The organism is Pseudomonas sp. (genome assembly GCF_050739935.1).
In the GTDB taxonomy this organism is placed as follows: Bacteria; Pseudomonadota; Gammaproteobacteria; order Pseudomonadales; family Pseudomonadaceae; genus Aquipseudomonas.
The window spans coordinates 17,154-37,546 of sequence record NZ_JBOICF010000036.1; the positions used below are offsets into that span (position 1 = coordinate 17,154).

Sequence of the window (20,393 nt, forward strand, 5' to 3'; positions counted from 1 at the left end):
TATTGCATCGGGTCGTTCAGCGAAAAGTCCCGGGTGCGCTGAACAACATTGGGGTCTGCCTCGCGGGCCGTGCGTGCAGAGATTCACAGGTGAATAATTGCGGTCGCTCAATAACATACCCCTGAGCGTAGTCCACACCGATTTCCAATAACGCCTGCTCTATCTGGGGGCTTTCGACGAACTCAGCGATCGTCTGTTTGCCCATTACGTGCCCGATATGGTTGATCACTTCCACCATCGCCCGATTGATCGGGTCGTCGAGCATGTCTTTTACGAAACTGCCATCGATCTTCAAGAAATCCACAGGTAAATGTTTCAAGTAAGCGAATGACGACATGCCTGCACAGAAGTCATCCAAAGAAAAACGGCATCCTAGACTTTTGAGTTCATTAATGAACCGAATAGCACTACCCAAATTGGCGATCGCACTGGTTTCGGTGATTTCGAAACAGATAAGTTCAGGTGGAATTGCATAGATCTGGAACTGCTGTCGCAGATATTCGAGAAAGGCATCGTCGCCGATACTAGTGCCGGACAGGTTGATTGCACACACCGCCATCGGGCCTTTGCGGTGATTGTCGTTCAGACAATTGGCGATGACCTTGAAGACGCTCTGCACTACCCAGCGATCCAGCGTCGTCATCATCCCGTAGCGCTCGGCAGCGGGAATGAAGCTGTCCGGCAGAATCATGCGACCGGACTCATCGCGTAATCGCAGCAGAATCTCCACATGGCCGTTGCCCCCGGCCGCATCACGGCTGAGGGGTGCGATTTCCTGTGAGTAGAGGCAAAAACGATCGTCTTCCAGCGCCATGTGCAGGCGTTGAATCCAGGCCATTTCACCGAAGCGGGTGGACAGTTCCGAGTCATCGTCGTGATAGACCTGTACCCGGTTGCGGCCCTTTTCCTTGGCCATGTAGCAGGCCATGTCCGCAGAGCGCAGCGAGGCTTCGAGCGTCGTCGGCGTGTCGGAAACGTGCACCAGGCCGATGCTGACGGTGGTCACGAATGGCCTGCCCTTCCACACGAAGTGCAGACTTTCCACGGTCTGACGCAGCCCTTCGGCAATCCTTTCCGCTGATTCCGGCGAGCAATGTTCCAACAAAATACCGAACTCGTCACCGCCCAGCCGCGCCAGCGTATTACCCTCGCGAATGCCCTGTTGCAGTAAGGCGCAAATGTGCCTGAGCAGCTCGTCGCCGGCCGCGTGACCGCTGGTGTCGTTGACCAGCTTGAACTGGTCCAGATCCAGGAACATGACCGAGTGCTGACCTGCCTGATGCGCCAGCCCGCTCAAGGCCAACTCCAATCGATATTCGAACTCGCGACGGTTGGCCAGTCCCGTCAAGGCATCGTGGGTCGCCTGCCATGACAGGTTGGCGATGTACTGGCGTTCCTGAGTCATGTCATGCAGCACCAATACCGCGCCGCTGATCTTGCCCTCAGTACGGATCGGCGAGCCCACCAACGCCACCGATACGGTGCTGCCGTCCAGGCGTTGAATCAGCTTGGAGTTCTCGCTGCCGCCACCCAGCTTGCCGCTGAGAATGTGCTCGATCAGGGTCGAGCTGTCCTTCTGATCGTTCTCATCGAGCAGGTTGAACAGCGCCGCCAGCGGCAAACCGGCCGCCTGCCCGGTCTTCCAGTGAGTCATTTGTTCGGCCGCGGGGTTCATGTACGCGATCAAGCCGTCAACATCGGTGGTGATCACCCCGTCACCAATGGATTCCAGAGTAATCTGCGCCCGCTCCTTCTCCGTTTGCAGGGCGAGAGCGAAAGCGTGGCGTTGCTCCAACAATTTGTGTGTGCGCAACAGCGCAAGAAGAATGAGACATATCGCGGTGGCCAAATTGACCACCACCAGAATCCGCAGGATCACCCGCGAGCCTTCTCCCAGCGCATCGCTGAACGCCTTGGCGGCGGGCGTGACGCCTTCGTTGATGGCGTTGATTCGCTGTCGCCAGGTCAGCACATCAGCGTTGGTGGCGCTGCCATCGACTATGCGCCCGTGCATTTCCCGGGCAACTTCGTCCAGTTGCACCAAGTAGTCGTCACCGATCTTCCACAGATCGATGGCCCTCTCCAGGTAGCTGAAATGGCGAAAATTCAGATAAAGCCAGATGATGGCCTGGGCATCGTCGGGATGGTTACCACCCTGCAGAATGCCTGCATTGGCGCGCGCGATATCCGGTTCGGGTTGATCCATCGCCAGCCGCAGATCATGTCCGCCCTGAGGAATCGCGATGGCCTGCTGGTACTTCAGGTAGTTGATCTCGTCGCGGCTGTTGGCGTAGAGATTCAAATAGTAAATGGCGTCTTTCTGCCCCTTGGACCAGAGGCTTTCCCCGCCCACATAGCTGCGCACCGCCGACATCATGGAAAGACTGACGCAGCCGAGCAATGCCTGTAACAGCACTACAGCGATAAATGGCCAAACGATGCCCAGAAGTCGGGGCTTCTCGAGGATCCGCTTTTGCTTCATGGTGTCCCTTTCATCAGCACTGCCAGATACTCACTTCCCCGATTCAGGCGACCTTCCTGAAAACGTGGGACTCGGCTAATTTCCACGACGCAACGGAACGCTTGCTCACGGCCTTCGTATGCAGCTCAAGATTTATCGCGTGAAAGCAGAGACGTAAATATGACGCTTTTCACACTTTCATTGAACACGACGCTCAAGCATAGCCTAAGAATTGACGTGTTCCACTGGCGATACGCCATTTGGGACGGTATATGCAAAAAACCGACAAGCTGTATCAGAACTGTTGCAGGTGACCATACAGGCGCGCGTAAAGGCCGCCATCGGCGATGAGCTGATGATGATCGCCATCTTCGGCAATGCTGCCGCCGTCGAAGACCAGCACGCGGTCGGCCTGTTTCACCGCTGACAGGCGGTGGGCGATGATCAGAGTGGTTCGGCCGCTGAGAAAGCGATTCAGAGCTTGATGCAGGTTGTACTCGGTGGCAGCGTCCAGTGCCGAAGTGGCCTCATCCAGAATTACCACCTTGGGCTCGGCCAGGACCATTCGCGCGATCGCCAGCCGCTGACGTTGACCGCCTGACAAACGCACACCGGAGCGTCCGACGACGCTGTCCAGCCCTTGTGGCAAGGCGCGAATCGTAGCGTCCAGTTGAGCGATCTGCAGCGCCTGCCAGCAGGCTTCGTCGGTTCGCTCGCGGCCCATGGAAAGGTTGGCGCGGACGCTGTCATTGAACAATGCGGGATGTTGCAAAACCACAGCAACGTTTTCGCGCACAGTCTCAAGACCGATCTCTTCAAGGCTCGCGCCGCCGAAGCGAATGTTTCCGGCCCTCGCGCTGTAAAGGCCCAGCAGCAGTTGAACCAGCGTGCTTTTGCCACCACCGCTGGCGCCGACGATCGCTACTTTTTCGCCCGGTTGAATGGACAGATCAAGGTGATCGAGGACCGGTTCTTCGTTGTAGCCGAAGCACAGCCCGCGCACATCAATGCCTACGGTTTTGCGGCCGATGAACGGGTTGACGCCTCCTGCGTATTGCGGCTCGTCGGCACGGGCCAGCAACTCATTGATCCGGGTCAACGCCCCGCCTGCGGCGTAAAAGGCATATTGCAGGTTCAGCAGTTGCTCCACCGGACCGATCATGAACCACAGATAGCTGAACACCGCGAGCATGTGGCCGATGGACAGGTCGGAAAACAACACCGTGAGCATCGCTGCCGCGCGGAAGATGTCGATACCGAACTGGAACAGCAACCCGCTGGCACGGCTCGAAGCGTCGCTTTTCCATTGCGACGATACGGCATAGTCACGCACTTCCCTGGCCCGCCCGCCGAGCAGACCGAGGAAGTAGCCTTGGCGATTACCGGCGCGAATCTCCTGAATCGCATCCAGGGTTTCGGTCAGCGCCTGGGTAAATCGCGAGGTGCTGTCGTTTTCCAGCTTCTTGAGATGTTTGACGCGTTTGCCCAGCTTGACCGTGGCGTAGATCACCAGGGGGTTGAACATCAGGATCAGCAGCGCCAGTTGCCAATGCATCCACACCAGGATTGCCGCCGTGCCGGTCAGCGTCAGCATCGCGACCAGAAACTTGCTCAGGGTTTCGCCGACGAACTTGTCCAGCGTGTCCAGATCGGTCACCAGATGCGCCGTGACGGTGCCGCTGCCCAGGCTTTCATATTCCCCAAGGGAGATTCGCTTGAGACGCTCGATCAGGCGAATGCGGATGCGATAGACGATGTCCTTCGCCAGCCCGGCGAACAGCCGCGCCTGGATCACGTTGAACAGCAAGCCCCCCAGACGCAGGCACAACGTGGCAACCACCATCAGCCCGATATAACCCACCGGCTTTTGCAGGTTTTCAGACAGAAAGTTATTCATGAACAGCAGCGCCGCATTGCCCTTGCCCAGCAACACTTCATCAACCAGCAACGGCAGCAGCAAAGGAATCGGAACCGAGCACAGCACCGCCAGCACCGCTACGGCATTGGCGATCCACAGGGATTTCTTGTGATGCAGCGCGAGCTTGCGAATCTGCGCCCAGTCGAGACGATCGACTTGCGCGAGCAGGTCATCGGCAGGGGCTCCGCCCGAAGCTTGTCTATTGACGGACTCACGCACTGGCGGCGCGCTCCAGCCAACGGCTGAGCAACGGTGCCAGTTCATCCAGCGGTTGATAGCCATTGGTCAGCAAGGCCAACTGGCCATTACGCTCGGCCAGCAGCGTGGGAAAGCCGGCAATGCCAAGATCCTGCACCCAGGAAAAATCCGACGCCGTGGCGGCGTGCTGCTCGGCGCTGTCGAACGCTTCGGCGAACTCGATGCGTGGCAGCCCGGCGGTTTCAGCCAACTCCGTCAGCACCGACGCGTTGGTGGTGTCGCGACCGTGCAGGTAGAACGCCTCCTGGATTCCCTTCACCAGTTTCCAGGCGATGTCCGGGGCCAGACTGCGCGCAGCGACGATGGCGCGGCACGCAGGCTCGGTGTCGTAGACAAAACCGTCAGGCAGGGCGTCTTCGAACTTGAATGACTGACCGGTGGTGTCCTGCACCGCGTGCCAGTGTTCGAGGATATAGCGTTTGGTGGTCGGCTCAAGCGCCGCGCCGCTGCCGGTACGCAAGCCGCCCACCACCAGATGCAGTGGCAGACCCGCCGCCCTTGCCTGCTCGACCAGCGCCTCGGCCACGGGCGCAAAGCCCCAGCACCATGAACACATCGGGTCCATCACATAGAGCAGGCGTGCGTTCATGGTTCAAGCCTCAAAGGTCTGGGGTTATTCAGCCTGGTTCGCGTCGGATTGGCCATCGAGCAAACGATAGTTGCGACCAATCGGATGGGGTTGATTACGCGCCTTGGCCAGTTCGATCTGCTTCTGCCGGTCGATGGCGCTGCGGCGGGTCTTCTCGCTCAGCGAATCCCAGCAGTGCGGGCAGCTGACGCCCGGCGAATAATGCTCGCTGGCACGATCTTCAACGCTGATCGGGGTGCGGCACGCATGACATTGATCGTAGTCGCCTTCGCTCAGGTCATGGCGCACGGTCACGCGATTGTCGAACACGAAGCAGTCGCCGCGCCACTGACTTTCGTCCTGAGGCACTTCTTCCAGGTATTTGAGGATGCCGCCCTTGAGGTGATAGACCTCTTCGAAGCCTTCGCCAAGCATGTAGCTCGAGGCTTTTTCGCAGCGAATGCCGCCGGTACAGAACATCGCGACCTTCTTGTGTTTCGCCGGATCGAAGTTGGCCTTGATGTACTCGGGAAACTCGCGAAAGCTCGTGGTCTTGGGATCGATGGCGCCTTCGAAAGTGCCGATGGAGACTTCGTAATCGTTACGGGTATCGATCAGCAGCACTTCGGGATCGGTGATCAGAGCGTTCCAGTCCTGTGGCTCGACATAGGTGCCGACGGCCTTGTTCGGGTCCACGCCTTCGACGCCAAGGGTCACAATCTCTTTCTTGAGCTTGACCTTGGTGCGGTAGAACGGCTGTTCGTCGCAGTACGACTCCTTGTGATCGATGTCGTCCATGCGCGGATCGTTCTTGAGCCAGGCCATCAGCCCGTCGATGCCTTCGCGGCTGCCGGAAACCGTACCGTTGATGCCCTCTTCGGCGATCAGCAGCGTGCCCTTGATGCCGTTGTCGACCATCGCCTTGAGCAATGGCTCGCGCATCTGGACGTAGTCAGAAAGGGTGACGAATTTGTACAGCGCCGCGACGACGATAGGTGCGGTTTGGCTCATGTTGCGTCTCCAGGTGGTGACCCTCGCAAAGGGCCTACCGGATGAATGATTCAGGTGAACGCGTGCCGACCCGGCAACGCGGCGCGGATTCTAGCAAAAATCGGCGACTGGCAGACAGGGTGGTTGATGAGTGGGGGATTGATGCAGGTCAATAGAGGTGCGTCAGGCGTGGATCAGACCTGAGGAAGCGAATTCATTCGCGAAAAATAGATCGGGCGACAGAAATGCAGCGGCTGGCACACCGTTTCGCGAATGAATTCGCTCCCAGAAGGGACCGCATTCATTCGCAGAAACGGGGCAGATCCAGATCAGCAATCTGAATCAATCATGCCCCCCGGCGCAGGTCGGCGAAGCAGGCGCAGCGCCCAGTTTCGACCATTCTTCCGGGGTGTAAGTGTGCAGTGCCAGGGCATGAAACTCACCCATCAGACCACCGAGCAGGCTATAGACCTTCTGATGGCGCTTGACGGCGTTGAGGCCAGCGAACTGTTCGCTGACCACCACGGCCTTATAGTGGGTATCGGTGCCGCGACTGTGCATGTGGCTTTCGTTGAGCACCTGCAGGTGCTCGGGCTGAAAGACCGCCAACGCGGATTCGATTCGCTGTTGCATGCTCATGTCAGGCTTCGCTCATGGCTTCTGGGACTTACGGTTTCTTGGCGGGCGCAGCCGGGGCACCTTTGGCGCCAGCCGGAACGAGCTCGTTGGTCATGGACTCAAGCAGCTTGGTGACTACAGGCACTGCTGGTTGCAGCTTCTCCTGAGTCATCTGGAACGATTGCTGACTGATCTGCGGCATCTTCGCCTGGACCTTCTTGCCCAGCGGAGATTGATAGAACGCCACCAGATCCTTTAGCTCCTGTTCGCTGAAGTTATCGGTGTACAGCTTGACCATGTCAGGCTGCAGCTTGTCCCAGCCAATGGCTTTGTCCAGCGTGGCGTTGGCCTGAGCCTGGTATTTTTCCAGCACCGCTTTTTTGGAATCAGGCGCTTTGGTTTCAGCAAAACGCTGGGCGAACATTTGCTGCGCTTGCACGTAAATCGGCGCGCCCAACTGATCGGCGTGAGCCAGTTTGAGGAACGCTACAGCACTGGCTTCATGGCTGGCGGTGGCGGCGAGAGCCTGGCCGCTGGCGCATACCAGAGCGACCGCAGCACAGATGGCACGAAGACGGGTCATCGAGTTTCCTTATCTAGCAGGCGAGGCTGAACCCCAAGGCCGGCCATTCTGCGCCCCTTTTTGCCCTGCGCTCAACCCCCGGTGCTACGAGCGGTTCAATCGCCACCGCAAGACAATGAGATGCCATGAAGGTTTCACTTCATTCGTATTTTTGTCGCACACTGATGACGCATCTTCTTGCCGCGCAGCCATTACCGGGAACCGAACTCGCTTGCCGGGTACTAAACTGCGCTATTCGACCCTAAGGAGTGAGTCCAGTGAGCCGTACAGAAACCGATAGCATAGGTCCGATCGAAGTCCCCGAAGACGCTTACTGGGGGGCGCAGACCCAGCGTTCGCTGATCAACTTCGCCATTGGTCAGGAGCGCATGCCTTTGCCTGTGCTGCATGCGCTGGCCCTGATCAAGAAGGCCGCCGCGAGAGTCAATGACCGTAACGGGGACCTGCCTGCCGACATTGCCCGGCTCATCGAACAGTCCGCCGACGAAGTGTTGAGCGGCAAGCTGGACGACCAGTTCCCGCTGGTGGTCTGGCAAACGGGCAGCGGCACGCAGAGCAACATGAACGTCAACGAAGTGATCGCCGGGCGCGGTAACGAACTGGCGGGCAAGGGACGTGGCGGTAAATCTCCGGTGCATCCCAACGATCACGTCAATCGCTCGCAAAGCTCCAACGACTGCTTCCCCACCGCGATGCACATCGCAGCCGCGCAGGCGGTCAAGGAACAGCTGCTGCCTGCGATTGCCGAGCTGTCGGCGGGCATTGCCGAGCAGTCGTCGCGCCACATGAAGCTGGTGAAGACCGGTCGTACGCACATGATGGACGCCACGCCGATCACTTTCGGTCAGGAGCTGTCGGCATTCGTCGCGCAACTGGATTACGCCGAAAAAAGCATTCGCGCAGCGCTCCCTGCCGTCTGCGAACTGGCCCAGGGCGGCACGGCGGTCGGCACCGGTCTGAACTCACCCCATGGTTTCGCCGAAGCGGTGGCCGCCGAACTGGCTGCCCTGTCCGGTCTGCCATTCGTGACCGCACCTAACAAGTTCGCCGCGCTGGCTGGGCATGAGCCGCTGACGGCGTTGTCGGGTGCGTTGAAAACCCTGGCGGTGACGCTGATGAAGATTGCCAACGACCTGCGCCTGCTGGGCTCCGGGCCACGGGCAGGGCTTGCCGAAGTCAAGCTGCCAGCCAATGAGCCAGGCAGCTCGATCATGCCCGGCAAGGTCAATCCGACTCAATGCGAGGCGTTGTCGATGCTGGCCTGTCAGGTCATGGGCAACGACACCACCATTACCTTCGCCGCGAGTCAGGGCCATCTGCAGCTGAACGTGTTCAAACCGGTGATCATTCACAACCTGCTGCAGTCGATTCGTCTGCTGGGCGATGGTTGCCGCAACTTCAACGAGCACTGCATCGCGGGCATGGAACCGGACGCCGGGAAAATGGCCGAGCACCTGGAGCGCGGACTGATGCTGGTCACCGCTCTGAACCCGCACATCGGCTATGACAAGTCGGCGCAGATCGCCAAAAAGGCCTACAGCGAAGGCCTGACCCTGCGCGAAGCGGCCTTGCAACTCGGGTTTTTGACCGATGCCGAGTTCGACGCCTGGGTACGTCCCGAGAAGATGCTAGAGGCTGGCAGTAATGGCTGAGCCGATCAGCGGCGCCACCCCACTGGAAGGGTATGGCAAACGTATCCTGATGGTCATCGGTTCGCCGAAGACCATCAGCCTCTGCCACGCGCTGGGCGAAGCCTATGCCCAGGGCGCACGCAGTCAGGGTCATGTGGTGCGGGTGCTGAAACTGGAGGAACTGGAATTCGACCCGGTGCTGCGCGGCGGTTATGAATCGAGCCAGACGCTGGAGCATGACCTGCTGGAAGCTCAGCGGGAAATTCATTGGGCTCAGCATCTGGTGTTTGTGTATCCGGTCTGGTGGGGTGGCTTGCCGAGCCTGCTGAGCGGTTTCTTCGACCGGGTGTTCATGCCCGGTTTCGCGTTCAAGGCCCACGGTCGGCATCACCCTTCCAACGAACTGCTCAAGGGCAGGACAGCGGAATTGCTGGTGACGCTGGACACCCCTTCGCGCTATTTCCGTTGGGTGTTCAAGGCGCCGGCCCATCGACAGATGAAGAGGACGATTCTGGAGTTTTGCGGCATCAAGACTACGCGCCTGACCGAGTTTTCCCCGGTCCGCACCTCGACTGAGGAACAACGTCAGCAGTGGATTCATCAGGCCGAAGCGTTGGGAAAGAAGTGATTGGGTAGCTGCTTTCTGGCTGCTGGAGTGTGGTCTGTGACAGCCCGGGTGCAGGCGCAAACGCAGCGTCACCCAGCGCATTGGGCACAAACACCCCGCTACCTTGTAGAAGCCGGCTTGCTGGCAAACCGGGTGTGTTAGCCGGCACTTGTGTTGCAGATGCATCCCGTTCGCCAGCAAGCCGACTCCTACAGGTGCGTCAGCTCGATTACCGGTCGCTCGCCGGTTGGAGTAAAGTATCGAACGTCCAGTCGACTTTTCCGTCTCACGCTGTGGAAGTCACCTGGCTGTCGTTTCAGGTTTAGCCGTCCTGACACATTTCCCCGACACTCCCGAAACCGGAGAAGCCCATGTTAGGCAAGCGTGAGCAAGACCCCCAGCACTCCGTACACTTTCGCAGCGGCCGCGTCTCCCGCGTCAATGGTCTGTATTTTTTCAGCACACGTGAAAACACCCTCGAAGGCCCCTTTTTCTCCAAGGAAGACGCCGAGCGGGAAACCAACGCCTATATTCGCCGCATGCAGGCGAGCAAGGCTTCATCGGATGAGCCACCGGCGTCGCTGAACGGCTGACCCTCAGGCCTGAACCGCATGTCAGGCCTGAACCCCATCAGTGGTTGCGGCGAAACGTTTCATCACCCATCGCAGCAATCTGGCCCTCGATCAACGCATCAAAAGGACGCAGCAAAGCCTCGAACGTGCGATCCGGCTCAAGGGTGTGCAAGGCATGGGCGATGGCTTCCAGTGTGGACAACGCCTCAGGCCCTGGGGCCTTGCGCAGTCGATATCGGGAAACTGGCGCGTTTTCCAGTGTGACCCTGGGCAATGCCGCCAGCAGCGGATTGAGATGCAGCAATTTGCGCGCCTTGCGCCAGGTGCCGTCCGGAACGACCAACAGCGTCGGCCCCGAATCAGCCCGTTGCTCGGTGAGCGCGGTCGCCCCCTCCCCCGGAAACAATAGGCTGGCCCGGTAACCCGGCACCGTGAGCAATTGCGCCAGATCCTCGAACACCTCGCCGACCACCAACTGCGCATTGCTCAGGCCCAACGCGGCCAGGCGAGCGGTATTCAACGCGTGATTGACCTCGCTGGGGTGCTGCAGAATGAGCACCCTGGTACGGCTGTCGAGCTTGGGAATCAGCGCACACAAGCAGTGATCCTGCGGGCGATGGCAGCGCTCGCAACGGGCACGTGTCATGGTCGTGACCTCCTAGAGCGGGTTGAGCTGGGCTTTGAGTAGATCGCGGAAGGTCTGGATCAAAGGTTCGCGACTGCGCCCGCGACGCAGGATCATCGAAAATGGCGCCTGGTAACCGAACGTGGCCGGCAACAGCACTCGCAGGTGCCCCGAATCGACCCACGACTGCGCATAGTGCTCGGGCAGATAACCGATGTAGGCACCTGACAGCACCAGAATCAACTGCGCCTCCATGCTTTCCACGGTCGCCGCACTGTGCTTGAAACCATGCCGCGCCAGCTCCGCCTGACTCCAGTAGCCACGACCGACCATGCGTTGCTGGGTGATCACCGGCTCAGGAATGCGCCGTTCGGCGAACAATGGATGGCGATTACTGCAATACAGCCAGTGTTGCTCGCGATAAAGCGGCTGATACAGCAGCCCGTTCATGCGTGTGGAAAACGAGCCGATTGCCAGGTCCAGGCGGTTGTCCAGCACCCCGAGTTGCAGCTCGTACGGACTCATCACCGAAAGATGCAAATGCACCGCCGGATGTTCTTCGCTGTAGGCGCCGATCACTTCGGCGAACGGCAGCGCACGGTCGCTCACAGTCGAGTCCAGCACGCCGAGGTTCAACGTGCCACGCAATTCGCCCTTGAGCGCAGCGGCGTACAGTTCAAAGCCTTCCAGTTCACCGAGCAGGCGCAGGGTTTCCTGATGAAAGAGCTCGCCTTTGCTGGTCAGACTGAAGCCGCCACGGCCGCGATGGCACAACACGATGCCCAGCGCCGACTCCAGCTGACTCATGTAAGTGCTGATTGCTGAGGTCGACAGGTTCAGCTCTTGCTGCGCGCTGGCAAAGCCCTGGTGGCGGACCACGCAGACGAAGATGCGCAGCAGTTTCAGATCGGGTAATGCGTTGGCCATGAAGATACCGGAAGAATCAATGTGCGCGAATCAAACGACTGCCTCTGCAGCAGCATGGCTCGCTGGCGGAGGCAATCTCTCGAATGCCACCGCGGGCAAGCCGTGCTGCTACAGAGATGAACGACGCTGCAGAGGTGCAATCGGCGGCAGCTTACCTTGATTTGTCTGATAGTTCAGAAATCTCTGAACTAAGTATTTTGCCTCAGCGATTGTTCGCAGCCCGCGCGGTTCGCAGAATCCGCCCAACAACTACTGATAACTCACCGATGAGGCAATCCCGTGGACAAGATTTTCCACCAACCACTGGGCGGCAACGAAATGCCGCGCTTCGCCGGCATCGCTACCATGATGCGTCTGCCACACCTGCAATCGGCCGCTGGCCTGGATGCTGCCTTCATTGGCGTGCCTCTGGATATCGGCACTTCGCTGCGGGCCGGCACCCGTTTCGGACCTCGTGAAATCCGCGCCGAATCGGTGATGATTCGTCCCTACAACATGGCCACCGGCGCTGCGCCGTTCGACTCGCTGTCGGTTGCCGATATCGGCGATGTTGCTATCAACACCTTCAACCTGCTGGACGCGGTGCGCATCATCGAAGAGGCCTACGACGGCTTTCTGGAGCACGGCATCATCCCGCTGACCCTGGGTGGCGACCACACCATCACCCTGCCGATCCTGCGGGCTATCCACAAGAAGCACGGCAAGGTCGGTCTGGTTCACATCGACGCCCACGCTGACGTCAACGATCACATGTTCGGCGAAAAGATTGCCCACGGCACCACGTTCCGCCGCGCGGTGGAAGAAGGGCTGCTGGATTGCGATCGCGTCGTGCAGATTGGGTTGCGGGCTCAGGGTTACACCGCCGAGGACTTCAATTGGAGCCGTAAGCAGGGCTTTCGCGTGGTGCAGGCCGAAGAGTGCTGGCACAAGTCGCTGGCGCCATTGATGGTTGAAGTGCGGGAGAAAGTCGGGGGCGGCCCGGTTTACCTGAGCTTCGACATCGACGGCATCGACCCGGCCTGGGCGCCTGGGACCGGCACCCCTGAAATCGGCGGTCTGACCACCATTCAAGCCATCGAGATCATTCGCGGCTGCCAGGGCCTGGACCTGATCGGCTGCGATTTGGTAGAGGTTTCGCCGCCGTACGACACCACCGGCAATACCTCGCTGCTGGGCGCCAACTTGCTGTACGAAATGCTCTGTGTGCTGCCGGGTGTGACTCACCGCTAGGGAGGTTGAGGTTCGCCGCAGGCACTTCGGGCGATCTGAATGCTTGCGACGAACTCAACTCTGTGGGAGCGAATTCATTCGCGAGGCGACCAGGCGACGAGGATGCATCGTCTGTAATGCCCCATCGCTAATGAATTCGCTCCCACAGATCCAGTGCTTACCCCGATCCGCATTTTCAACTGAATAAAAAATTCACCCGCTGACTGCCTGCGTCGTTTCAGCCGGATGATTCGCAACTCACTATAAAAACAATGACTGGAGACACTCCATGGCTTTAGATATTTTCGTCGTGCTGATCTACGCGGCCGGCATGCTGGTGTTGGGCTGGTATGGCATGCGCAAGGCCAAGACCCACGAGGATTACCTCGTTGCCGGACGCAATCTCGGCCCGAGCCTGTACATGGGCACCATGGCCGCCACTGTCCTGGGCGGGGCCTCTACCGTCGGCACCGTGCGCCTGGGTTATGTCCACGGCATTTCCGGCTTCTGGCTTTGCGCCGCGCTGGGCGCCGGGATCATCGCTCTGAACCTGTTCCTCGCCAAGCCACTGCTCAAGCTGCGCATCTTCACCGTCACCCAGATCCTCGAAAAACGCTACAACCCGATGGCCCGCCAAGCCAGTGCGGTGATCATGCTCGCCTACGCGCTGATGATCGGCGTGACCTCGATTCTGGCCATCGGCACCGTCATGCAGGTGCTGTTCGATCTGCCATTCTGGGTCTCGGTACTCCTGGGCGGCGGCGTGGTCGTGGTGTATTCGACCATCGGCGGCATGTGGTCGCTGACCCTGACCGACATTGTTCAGTTCGTGATCAAGACCGTCGGCCTGATGTTCATCCTGCTGCCGATCTGCCTGTACCGCGTCGGCGGCTGGGACCAACTGGTGGCGAAGCTGCCAGCATCGAGCTTCAGCTGGACCACCATCGGCTGGGACACCATCATCACCTACTTCCTGATCTACTTCTTCGGCATCCTCATCGGCCAGGACATCTGGCAGCGCGTGTTCACCGCACGCACAGCCAAAGTCGCGCAGTACGCAGGCTCCATCGCTGGCGTCTACTGCATCATCTATGGTCTGGCCTGCGCCTTGATCGGCATGGCGGCCCACGTGTTGCTGCCGGACCTGGCCAACGTCAACACCGCTTTCGCCGCCATTGTCAAAGCCTCCTTGCCTGACGGGATTCGCGGCCTGGTGATCGCCGCTGCCCTGGCCGCCATGATGTCGACCGCCAGCGCCGGGCTGCTCGCCGCGTCCACTACCCTCACCGAAGACCTGCTGCCAACACTGCGCGGTGGCAAGCAATCTAGCCTGGGTATCAACCGCCTGTTCACTGCCCTGACCGGCATTGTCGTACTGGCCATTGCGCTGGTGGTGAACGACGTGATCAGCGCCCTGACCCTGGCCTACAACCTGCTGGTGGGCGGGATGCTGATTCCGCTGATCGGCGCGATCTACTGGAAACGCGCCACCACCGCCGGCGCCATTACCAGCATGAGCCTGGGTTTCGTCACCGCGCTGGTGTTCATGTTCAAGGATGGCCTGGACGCCAACACACCGATCTACTACAGCCTGGCGATCGGTCTGGTGAGTTTCGTAGTGGTCAGCTTGGTTTCGCCACGTCCCGCTGCAGTGGCTAGTGTGGCCTGATTTAACCTTGCCCCAACCGTAGAAACGCAGAAACACATCACAGGGCGCCTCCGGGCGTCCTGTTTATGCGCGGTTACAAAATTTCATCTGTGACGGAGCAGTTCATAGCTCAAAACATGAACTAGCCTTGATCGGGACAGCACCGTAGCGAAGTGCCTAAATGGGTGATTTCAGGGAGTGAAGCAGTCTCAGGCTGTCAGGTGGCAACCCTCTGTGAGAAGTCGGGGTGAGCTTCGAACACATCAAACCAGAGGCTTTCCATGGACCGCCGTGAAATTCAGCAGCACATTTTCGACACGCTTGGGAAAATCCTCGTCGACAAATCGGTCATTCAAGAACAAGACGACGTGAAAGTGAGCGAACTGTTTATGGACGAAGAGGATTTCGCTGACTTTTTTGCCGATTTGCAAAGCGGCTTTAACATTGCGCTACCGAATGACGTTAAATCCGACCTGTCTCATTTGCCCGAAAAACCCTACTACAACCAATTGACCTTGCAGGGACTCGTCGACCTGATCCTGGTGCAGATGAAGAACAGGAAATCCCCCTGAACGCAGATGCGTTAGATTTCCATAGAGAAGACGTCTGCGAGGAAGTCGCACCCGTTTGACTGTGGCGAAAGCCACGACGTCGGGTGCGTTTTCAGTCGGGCGGGCTATCGGGCGATAGCACCGTTGTTCTAACGATTTGAATACGAACTCGGCTCAGCGCCGTGGGCGGCGACGTTCGTCATCGTCGGTGCGGACGGGAATGGGCTGCAGTTTTGGCCGCTCGATCAAACCTAGCGCAACACCCACGTCGTGAAGCCACTCTTGCAATTTGCTGTTCATATAACGCCCCCTTCAGGGAAATGCCGGCAGCCAACTTCTGGTCTGCTTAACGCAAATAATAGTGCTAAGTCGCACTTTACGCCTGCTACGAAGTGTCGCGGCAGGAATTTTCCCATTCTTTACGTTCAGACATTCCAAAGCGCTAAATGCCAGATTTCATGCGACCAACGGCACTACGTTATTTATCCCGTTACCCCGCCACCGCTGGCGCGAGTGCTGCTCGCTCATGCGCCTGACTGCGACGAGCGAATATGAAGAACAACGCGCCACCCAGGAAACAACCGGTGAACCATGCAAAATTGGCCATGGGCTGCAATGCCGGCACGAAGGTGATCGCGACGCCCACCAGGGTCGCCAGAATCAACGCCTTGACCGCCGTGTAATTGACCCCGCCGGTGTACCAATAGCGACCGCTCGGGCCATCGTTGAACAGAGAATCGACGTCTATCTGCTGCTTCTTGATCAGGTAGTAATCCACCAGCAGGATGCCGAACAGCGGGCCGATGAACGCCGCCAGCACATCGAGGGTGTAATGGATCACGGCCGGATTATTGAACAGGTTCCACGGCGTGATGAAGATCGAGGCCACTGCTGCGATCATCCCGCCCACACGCCAGCTGATCTTGCTTGGCGCGACGTTGGCGAAGTCGAAAGCCGGGGATACGAAGTTGGCGACGATATTGATGCCAATGGTCGCGGTCACGAAAGCGAATGCCCCCAGTAGCACAGCGACGCTGTTGTCGATGCGGGCAACGGTGGCGATTGGGTCATGCAGCATTTCGCCGAACACCGGCAACGTGCCGGAAACGATGACCACGGTGACCAGTGAGAACGCGAGGAAGTTGACCGGCAGCCCCCAGAAATTGCCGCGGCGGACTTCGGACATGCTCCGGCAATAGCGACTGAAGTCGCCGAAATTGAGCGTAGGCCCGGAGAAATACGAAACCACCAGCGCCGTCGCCATGATCACCTGCGAGAACGCTTCCCAACCCGTTAGGGATTTCTCGGACAAGGTGAAGCTGATGTTGGCCCAACCGGCCTTCCAGACGATCCATCCCGCGAGCAGGAACATCACTGCGTAGACCACCGGCCCTGCCCAATCGATGAAACGGCGAATTGACTCCATACCCGCCCAGAACACGGCGGCCTGTACCAGCCAAAGGGCGAGGAATCCGAACCAGCCGAGGTAGGACAACCCTGCGAAATGAGGCTCGGCATACACCGACATCTGTGGGAAGAATCGCAGCACCACAATGATCAAGGCGCTTGAAGCCAGATAAGTCTGAACGCCATACCAGGCGACCGCGATCAGGCCGCGTATCACGGCCGGGATGTTCGCGCCAAAGACACCAAACGCCAGGCGGCAGATCACCGGATACGGAACGGCCGCCTGCTGGCTCGGCTTGGCCAGCAAATTCGCAATCACTTGAATGATACAAATGCCCACCAGCAGCGCGATCAGCACTTGCCAACTCGCCAGTCCCAGCGCAAACAGGCTCGCGGCAAAGACATAACCGCCGACGCTATGCACATCGCTCATCCAGAACGCGAAAATGTTGTACCAGCTCCACTTTTGCGGCACAGGCCCCAGATCCTGATTATACAAACGAGGGCTGTAACCTTTGGGCATCGGCTCTGTCATCGCATTTCTCCCTGAGAGGACGAACTGGCTCCCGGAAACGTCAGATCTGACCACTGCGTACGGGAGCAAGCTTAGGTTGTATACGAATCGATAGGCAGAATGCGTGCCAGCAGGATTTTGCGGGATGACGAAAGACGTTAAATAGCGGTTTTAAAAGGAGGCTTAGGGCGAGAGATAACATTGCGCTATCAGCCTGAGTAATCCGATGTGCGCCCAGTCACAGTGCAGCGGTGCCTGATGGCGGTGCATTTTTCGACGAACAGAATTCGGGCTGGAAAACTGTATACAAGAATCAGACCTGTGATTTTGGCTTTTAGCAGTCCGGCTCGCCAGCGGCAGCGACTTTGTTGACGCCACGACGGCAAGCGGACTGCTACAGGCGGTTAACCGCGGACTGGTTTTTCTACTACTTTATTCCGGCAACTGCACCAATCCATCTTCATCGGTCATCGCCCGCTCCAGCAGATCGGTCGGCAGACTTTTGCTCGCCCGCGCGCCCAACAGCTTGAGTTGTTCGCTGCGGCTGACCAGGTTTCCGCGTCCCTCGACCAGCTTGTTACGCGCAGCGCCGTAGGCTTTGTCCAGTTGCTGCAAGCGGCTGCCAACCTCGTCCAGATCCTGGATGAACAGCACGAACTTGTCGTAAAGCCAGCCTGCCCGCTCGGCGATTTCCCGCGCGTTCTGGCTCTGACGTTCCTGCTTCCAGAGGCTGTCGATGACTCGCAGGGTGGCGAGCAGCGTCGTAGGACTGACGATCACGATGTTGCGATCGAAGGCTTCCTGGAACATGGTCGGTTCTGCCTGCAATGCGGCCGAAAACGCCGCCTCGATCGGTACGAACAGCAACACGAAATCCAGACTGTGCAGGCCTTCCAGGCGCTTGTAATCCTTGCCGGACAAGCCCTTTACGTGATTGCGCAGCGACAGCACGTGTTGCTTGAGTGCCACTTGCGCAATGACCTCGTCATCTGCCGACACATATTGCTGGTAAGCCGTAAGACTGACCTTGGCGTCCACCACCACCTGCTTGTCGCCTGGCAGCATGATCAGCACGTCGGGTTGGAACCGCTCGCCATCCGGGCCTTTGAGGCTGACCTGAGTCTGATACTCGCGCCCTTTCTCAAGCCCGGCATGTTCCAGCACCCGCTCCAGAATCAATTCGCCCCAGTTGCCTTGGGTTTTCTGCCCTTTTAGCGCGCGAGTGAGGTTGGTGGCCTCGTCGCTCAGGCGCTGGTTGAGCAACTGCAGGCGCTCCAGCTCCTTACCCAGCGAGAAGCGCTCGCGGGCTTCCTGCTGATAGCTTTCTTCAACGCGCTTTTCAAACGACTGGATGCGTTCTTTCAGCGGATTGAGCAACTGCCCCAACTGCTGCTGACTGGTTTCGGCGAAACGCTGCTCGCGTTCGTCGAAGATTTTCCCGGCCAGCTCGGCGAACTGCGCCCTCAGTTCATCGCGCGAACCCTGCAGGTCGTTCAGGCGCTGCTGATGGCTCTCCTGCTGTTCACGCAACTCGGCGTTCAGCGAGGCACATTGCGCATCGAGGCGTCGCAACTCAGCCTCTTTGACGGCGCGCTCCTGCCCCCAATGGTCCTGCGCCTGGCGGGCGGCATCATGTTGCTGACGCAGGAGTTCGACTTCCCGACGCAGTGCCGCAAGATCCGCCTGCTTGACCGCATTGGCCTGGCTCAGATCGCTGATCTCGTCACGACAGGCATCCAGCTGTGCATTAAGGCCGTCCTGGGCCATTTGCGCGTTGCTCAAGCGCTCATCGAGCAGCGCTGCGTCCGCCTCACGTCGGGCCAGCCGACGCTGCAGTTGCCACGCCAGCGCCAGCAACGGCAACGCCGCCGCCCCCAATCCCAGCAACAGGCTGGTGAGGTCCAATGCCATAAAAAATCCCCAACTCACAATCGATACTGGCGGCATTATGCGCAGAACCTGCGCTGACGTCAGATTCGGTTGGAGCACTGGCGCAAGAAGCGAGAAAGCGTAGCGCACAGGCGCAAAGGTGCGTAATAGACGAAGCGCTTGGGACAATCCACAGAACCTGTGGATAACTCAGTGGACAACGTCCCTTGAACCTTCGCAAACGCAGGTAGAATGGGGCCTGCGTTCAAACTGACGATTTTTTCACCAATGAAAAAAAGCGATGCTTTTCATTGACTTAATAAATCGTTACGTGAAATCAAGCTGTTAGCACTGAATGTGACAGTGACATGGCAGCTAACCGCTTTAATGTGCACAAGTCGATTTCCAATTGGAATATGTGGCCTTCAAAAGCTGCGACCAGGCGCTATATGCTCGGCGTACACTCCAGATTGCAAAAGCCGCTTGCGTCGCTTTGCGAGATCAGTTAGCATCGCCGCCGTTAGTACCAAGCTGAAAGTCAATTCTGATCGAACAAATCCCTCAATCCCTGTATGCCTTCCAGCACACGGACTGAAAAAAGGGATCGATCACCTCGATGGTTTCCAGACATGAACTCGCACGACCTGCCGAAAAATCGGAGGGGTGGAGAAGCAATCATGGCCTGCTCAAACCAGCCTGCAAATTGATCAGGATCTTCACCCCGAGCATCGAACCTTTGCTCCTGTTGTGTCGCCTGCCCTCCGAAGTACCTACCAGTCAGCCCAGCGCCACACGATAACGCGCTTCAACTGGCTGCTTTTGTTCCAGACAGGTTCTGCGCCCTGCCCTGACTCGCATTCGAGCATCGGCCCGCGTTTACTGGAACGTTTTTATTTTGCACGCCTCTATTGCGTGTCGATTCAGGAAACACCATTACCATGACTACTCATATCCAGACTCAGGCTGCAATCCGCACCCTCACCAACGCCTTCGCTCCAATGGACTGCCTGATCATGGCCGCCCGCAAAGGTTGCTTCAGCTTCACCATCGTCAACGAACATGGCATCGCCCGTCACAGCGAACGCCTGTACCCCGATCAATACTCCAGCGCCGAGCCGCTGCAAGCCGTGATCGACCGTACACGTCAGGCGTTGACGGCCTGAGACCGTTCGTCGGCTAAAAGAAAGCGATCACAAGCCCCAACCTCAAAAGTTGGGGCTTTTTTGTGCCTGTTTTTAATATGAAAAAACCGTGGGAATCATTGCCCGGCGGAATATGGACAATCGTGCAAATGGGGAAATATTTTAAAAACAGCCCGTTACACCGCAAATATGAGACTACGCTTCAACTCAAGCGGCCTGAGCCGCTTCCGGGGGACCCAAATCCGATTTTCGCTGCCAAGCGTCAGGGTCCGCCGGCTCATATGACCTTGCGAGG

General features: G+C 58.5%; 18 protein-coding genes. 7 read left to right on the top strand and 11 right to left on the bottom strand.

The features are described from left to right. Positions 1 to 16: 16 nt before the first annotated feature. The 6 genes from ACRER8_RS05875 to ACRER8_RS05900 form a co-directional block, all read right to left on the bottom strand. Positions 17 to 2,482 carry an EAL domain-containing protein gene (locus ACRER8_RS05875; protein ID WP_431745407.1) on the bottom strand — a complete coding sequence of 822 codons (2,466 nt, stop codon included), beginning with the start codon at positions 2,480 to 2,482 and terminating at the stop codon, positions 17 to 19. Between the two features lie 274 nt (positions 2,483 to 2,756). Continuing rightward, positions 2,757 to 4,661, bottom strand: coding sequence for an ABC transporter ATP-binding protein (locus ACRER8_RS05880; RefSeq protein ID WP_431745408.1), 1,905 nt, complete (start codon positions 4,659 to 4,661; stop codon positions 2,757 to 2,759). Further along, entirely contained in the window at positions 4,591 to 5,193 is a 603-nt protein-coding gene (locus ACRER8_RS05885) for a DsbA family protein (RefSeq protein WP_431745446.1), read from the bottom strand. The genes ACRER8_RS05880 and ACRER8_RS05885 overlap by 71 nt, the downstream gene beginning before the upstream one ends. Positions 5,194 to 5,250: 57 nt before the next feature. Continuing rightward, positions 5,251 to 6,216, bottom strand: a complete 966-nt coding sequence (locus ACRER8_RS05890) for a rhodanese-related sulfurtransferase (protein ID WP_431745409.1) — start codon at positions 6,214 to 6,216, stop codon at positions 5,251 to 5,253. Positions 6,217 to 6,537: 321 nt separating this feature from the next. Next, positions 6,538 to 6,834 carry a BolA family protein gene (locus tag ACRER8_RS05895; RefSeq protein WP_431745410.1) on the bottom strand — a complete coding sequence of 99 codons (297 nt, stop codon included), beginning with the start codon at positions 6,832 to 6,834 and terminating at the stop codon, positions 6,538 to 6,540. 28 nt (positions 6,835 to 6,862) lie between these two features. Further along, positions 6,863 to 7,396: a DUF2059 domain-containing protein gene (locus tag ACRER8_RS05900; RefSeq protein ID WP_431745411.1), complete on the bottom strand. Its 534-nt coding sequence runs from the start codon at positions 7,394 to 7,396 to the stop codon at positions 6,863 to 6,865. A 257-nt stretch (positions 7,397 to 7,653) separates the two neighbouring features. Here ACRER8_RS05900 and ACRER8_RS05905 point away from each other — a divergent pair, with 257 nt between their 5' ends. The 3 genes from ACRER8_RS05905 to ACRER8_RS05915 all read left to right on the top strand — a co-directional run bounded on the left by ACRER8_RS05905 (position 7,654) and on the right by ACRER8_RS05915 (position 10,227). Further along, positions 7,654 to 9,048: a class II fumarate hydratase gene (locus ACRER8_RS05905; protein ID WP_431745412.1), complete on the top strand. Its 1,395-nt coding sequence runs from the start codon at positions 7,654 to 7,656 to the stop codon at positions 9,046 to 9,048. Further along, entirely contained in the window at positions 9,041 to 9,655 is a 615-nt protein-coding gene (locus ACRER8_RS05910) for an NAD(P)H-dependent oxidoreductase (RefSeq protein WP_431745413.1), read from the top strand. The genes ACRER8_RS05905 and ACRER8_RS05910 overlap by 8 nt, the downstream gene beginning before the upstream one ends. Before the next feature lie 350 nt (positions 9,656 to 10,005). Next, positions 10,006 to 10,227: a DUF6316 family protein gene (locus ACRER8_RS05915; protein WP_431745414.1), complete on the top strand. Its 222-nt coding sequence runs from the start codon at positions 10,006 to 10,008 to the stop codon at positions 10,225 to 10,227. A gap of 37 nt (positions 10,228 to 10,264) precedes the next feature. Here ACRER8_RS05915 and ACRER8_RS05920 read toward each other — a convergent pair whose 3' ends face one another. Both ACRER8_RS05920 and ACRER8_RS05925 read right to left on the bottom strand, forming a co-directional pair. Further along, positions 10,265 to 10,852, bottom strand: coding sequence for a tRNA-uridine aminocarboxypropyltransferase (locus ACRER8_RS05920; RefSeq protein ID WP_431745415.1), 588 nt, complete (start codon positions 10,850 to 10,852; stop codon positions 10,265 to 10,267). A gap of 12 nt (positions 10,853 to 10,864) precedes the next feature. Continuing rightward, positions 10,865 to 11,758: a LysR family transcriptional regulator gene (locus ACRER8_RS05925; protein WP_110949036.1), complete on the bottom strand. Its 894-nt coding sequence runs from the start codon at positions 11,756 to 11,758 to the stop codon at positions 10,865 to 10,867. Between the two features lie 279 nt (positions 11,759 to 12,037). On the opposite strand from ACRER8_RS05925, the gene speB reads away from it, so the two are divergent. The 3 genes from speB (at position 12,038) to ACRER8_RS05940 (ending at position 15,187) form a co-directional block, all read left to right on the top strand. Continuing rightward, the gene (gene speB, locus ACRER8_RS05930; RefSeq protein WP_431745416.1) at positions 12,038 to 12,988 is read left to right on the top strand and encodes an agmatinase; all 951 of its coding nucleotides are present in this window, start codon (positions 12,038 to 12,040) and stop codon (positions 12,986 to 12,988) included. A gap of 268 nt (positions 12,989 to 13,256) precedes the next feature. After that, positions 13,257 to 14,636 (top strand): sodium:solute symporter, encoded by a 1,380-nt coding sequence (locus ACRER8_RS05935; protein ID WP_431745417.1) that lies wholly within the window; start codon positions 13,257 to 13,259, stop codon positions 14,634 to 14,636. A gap of 260 nt (positions 14,637 to 14,896) precedes the next feature. Continuing rightward, a complete protein-coding gene (locus ACRER8_RS05940; RefSeq protein ID WP_431745418.1) occupies positions 14,897 to 15,187 on the top strand; it encodes a hypothetical protein in 291 nt (96 codons plus the stop codon). 153 nt (positions 15,188 to 15,340) lie between these two features. Here the strand turns inward: ACRER8_RS05940 and ACRER8_RS05945 are convergent, their stop codons facing one another. The 3 genes from ACRER8_RS05945 to rmuC form a co-directional block, all read right to left on the bottom strand. Further along, positions 15,341 to 15,466, bottom strand: a complete 126-nt coding sequence (locus tag ACRER8_RS05945) for a PA1414 family protein (RefSeq protein ID WP_256601618.1) — start codon at positions 15,464 to 15,466, stop codon at positions 15,341 to 15,343. 190 nt (positions 15,467 to 15,656) lie between these two features. Further along, a complete protein-coding gene (locus ACRER8_RS05950; protein ID WP_431745419.1) occupies positions 15,657 to 17,108 on the bottom strand; it encodes an NCS1 family nucleobase:cation symporter-1 in 1,452 nt (483 codons plus the stop codon). Between the two features lie 411 nt (positions 17,109 to 17,519). Beyond that, complete coding sequence (rmuC, locus tag ACRER8_RS05955) at positions 17,520 to 18,884, bottom strand: DNA recombination protein RmuC (protein WP_431745447.1); 1,365 nt, start codon at positions 18,882 to 18,884, stop codon at positions 17,520 to 17,522. Between the two features lie 1,010 nt (positions 18,885 to 19,894). Between rmuC and ACRER8_RS05960 the strand changes: the two genes are divergently transcribed. Then, complete coding sequence (locus tag ACRER8_RS05960; RefSeq protein ID WP_431745420.1) at positions 19,895 to 20,119, top strand: hypothetical protein; 225 nt, start codon at positions 19,895 to 19,897, stop codon at positions 20,117 to 20,119. Positions 20,120 to 20,393 lie beyond the last annotated feature (274 nt).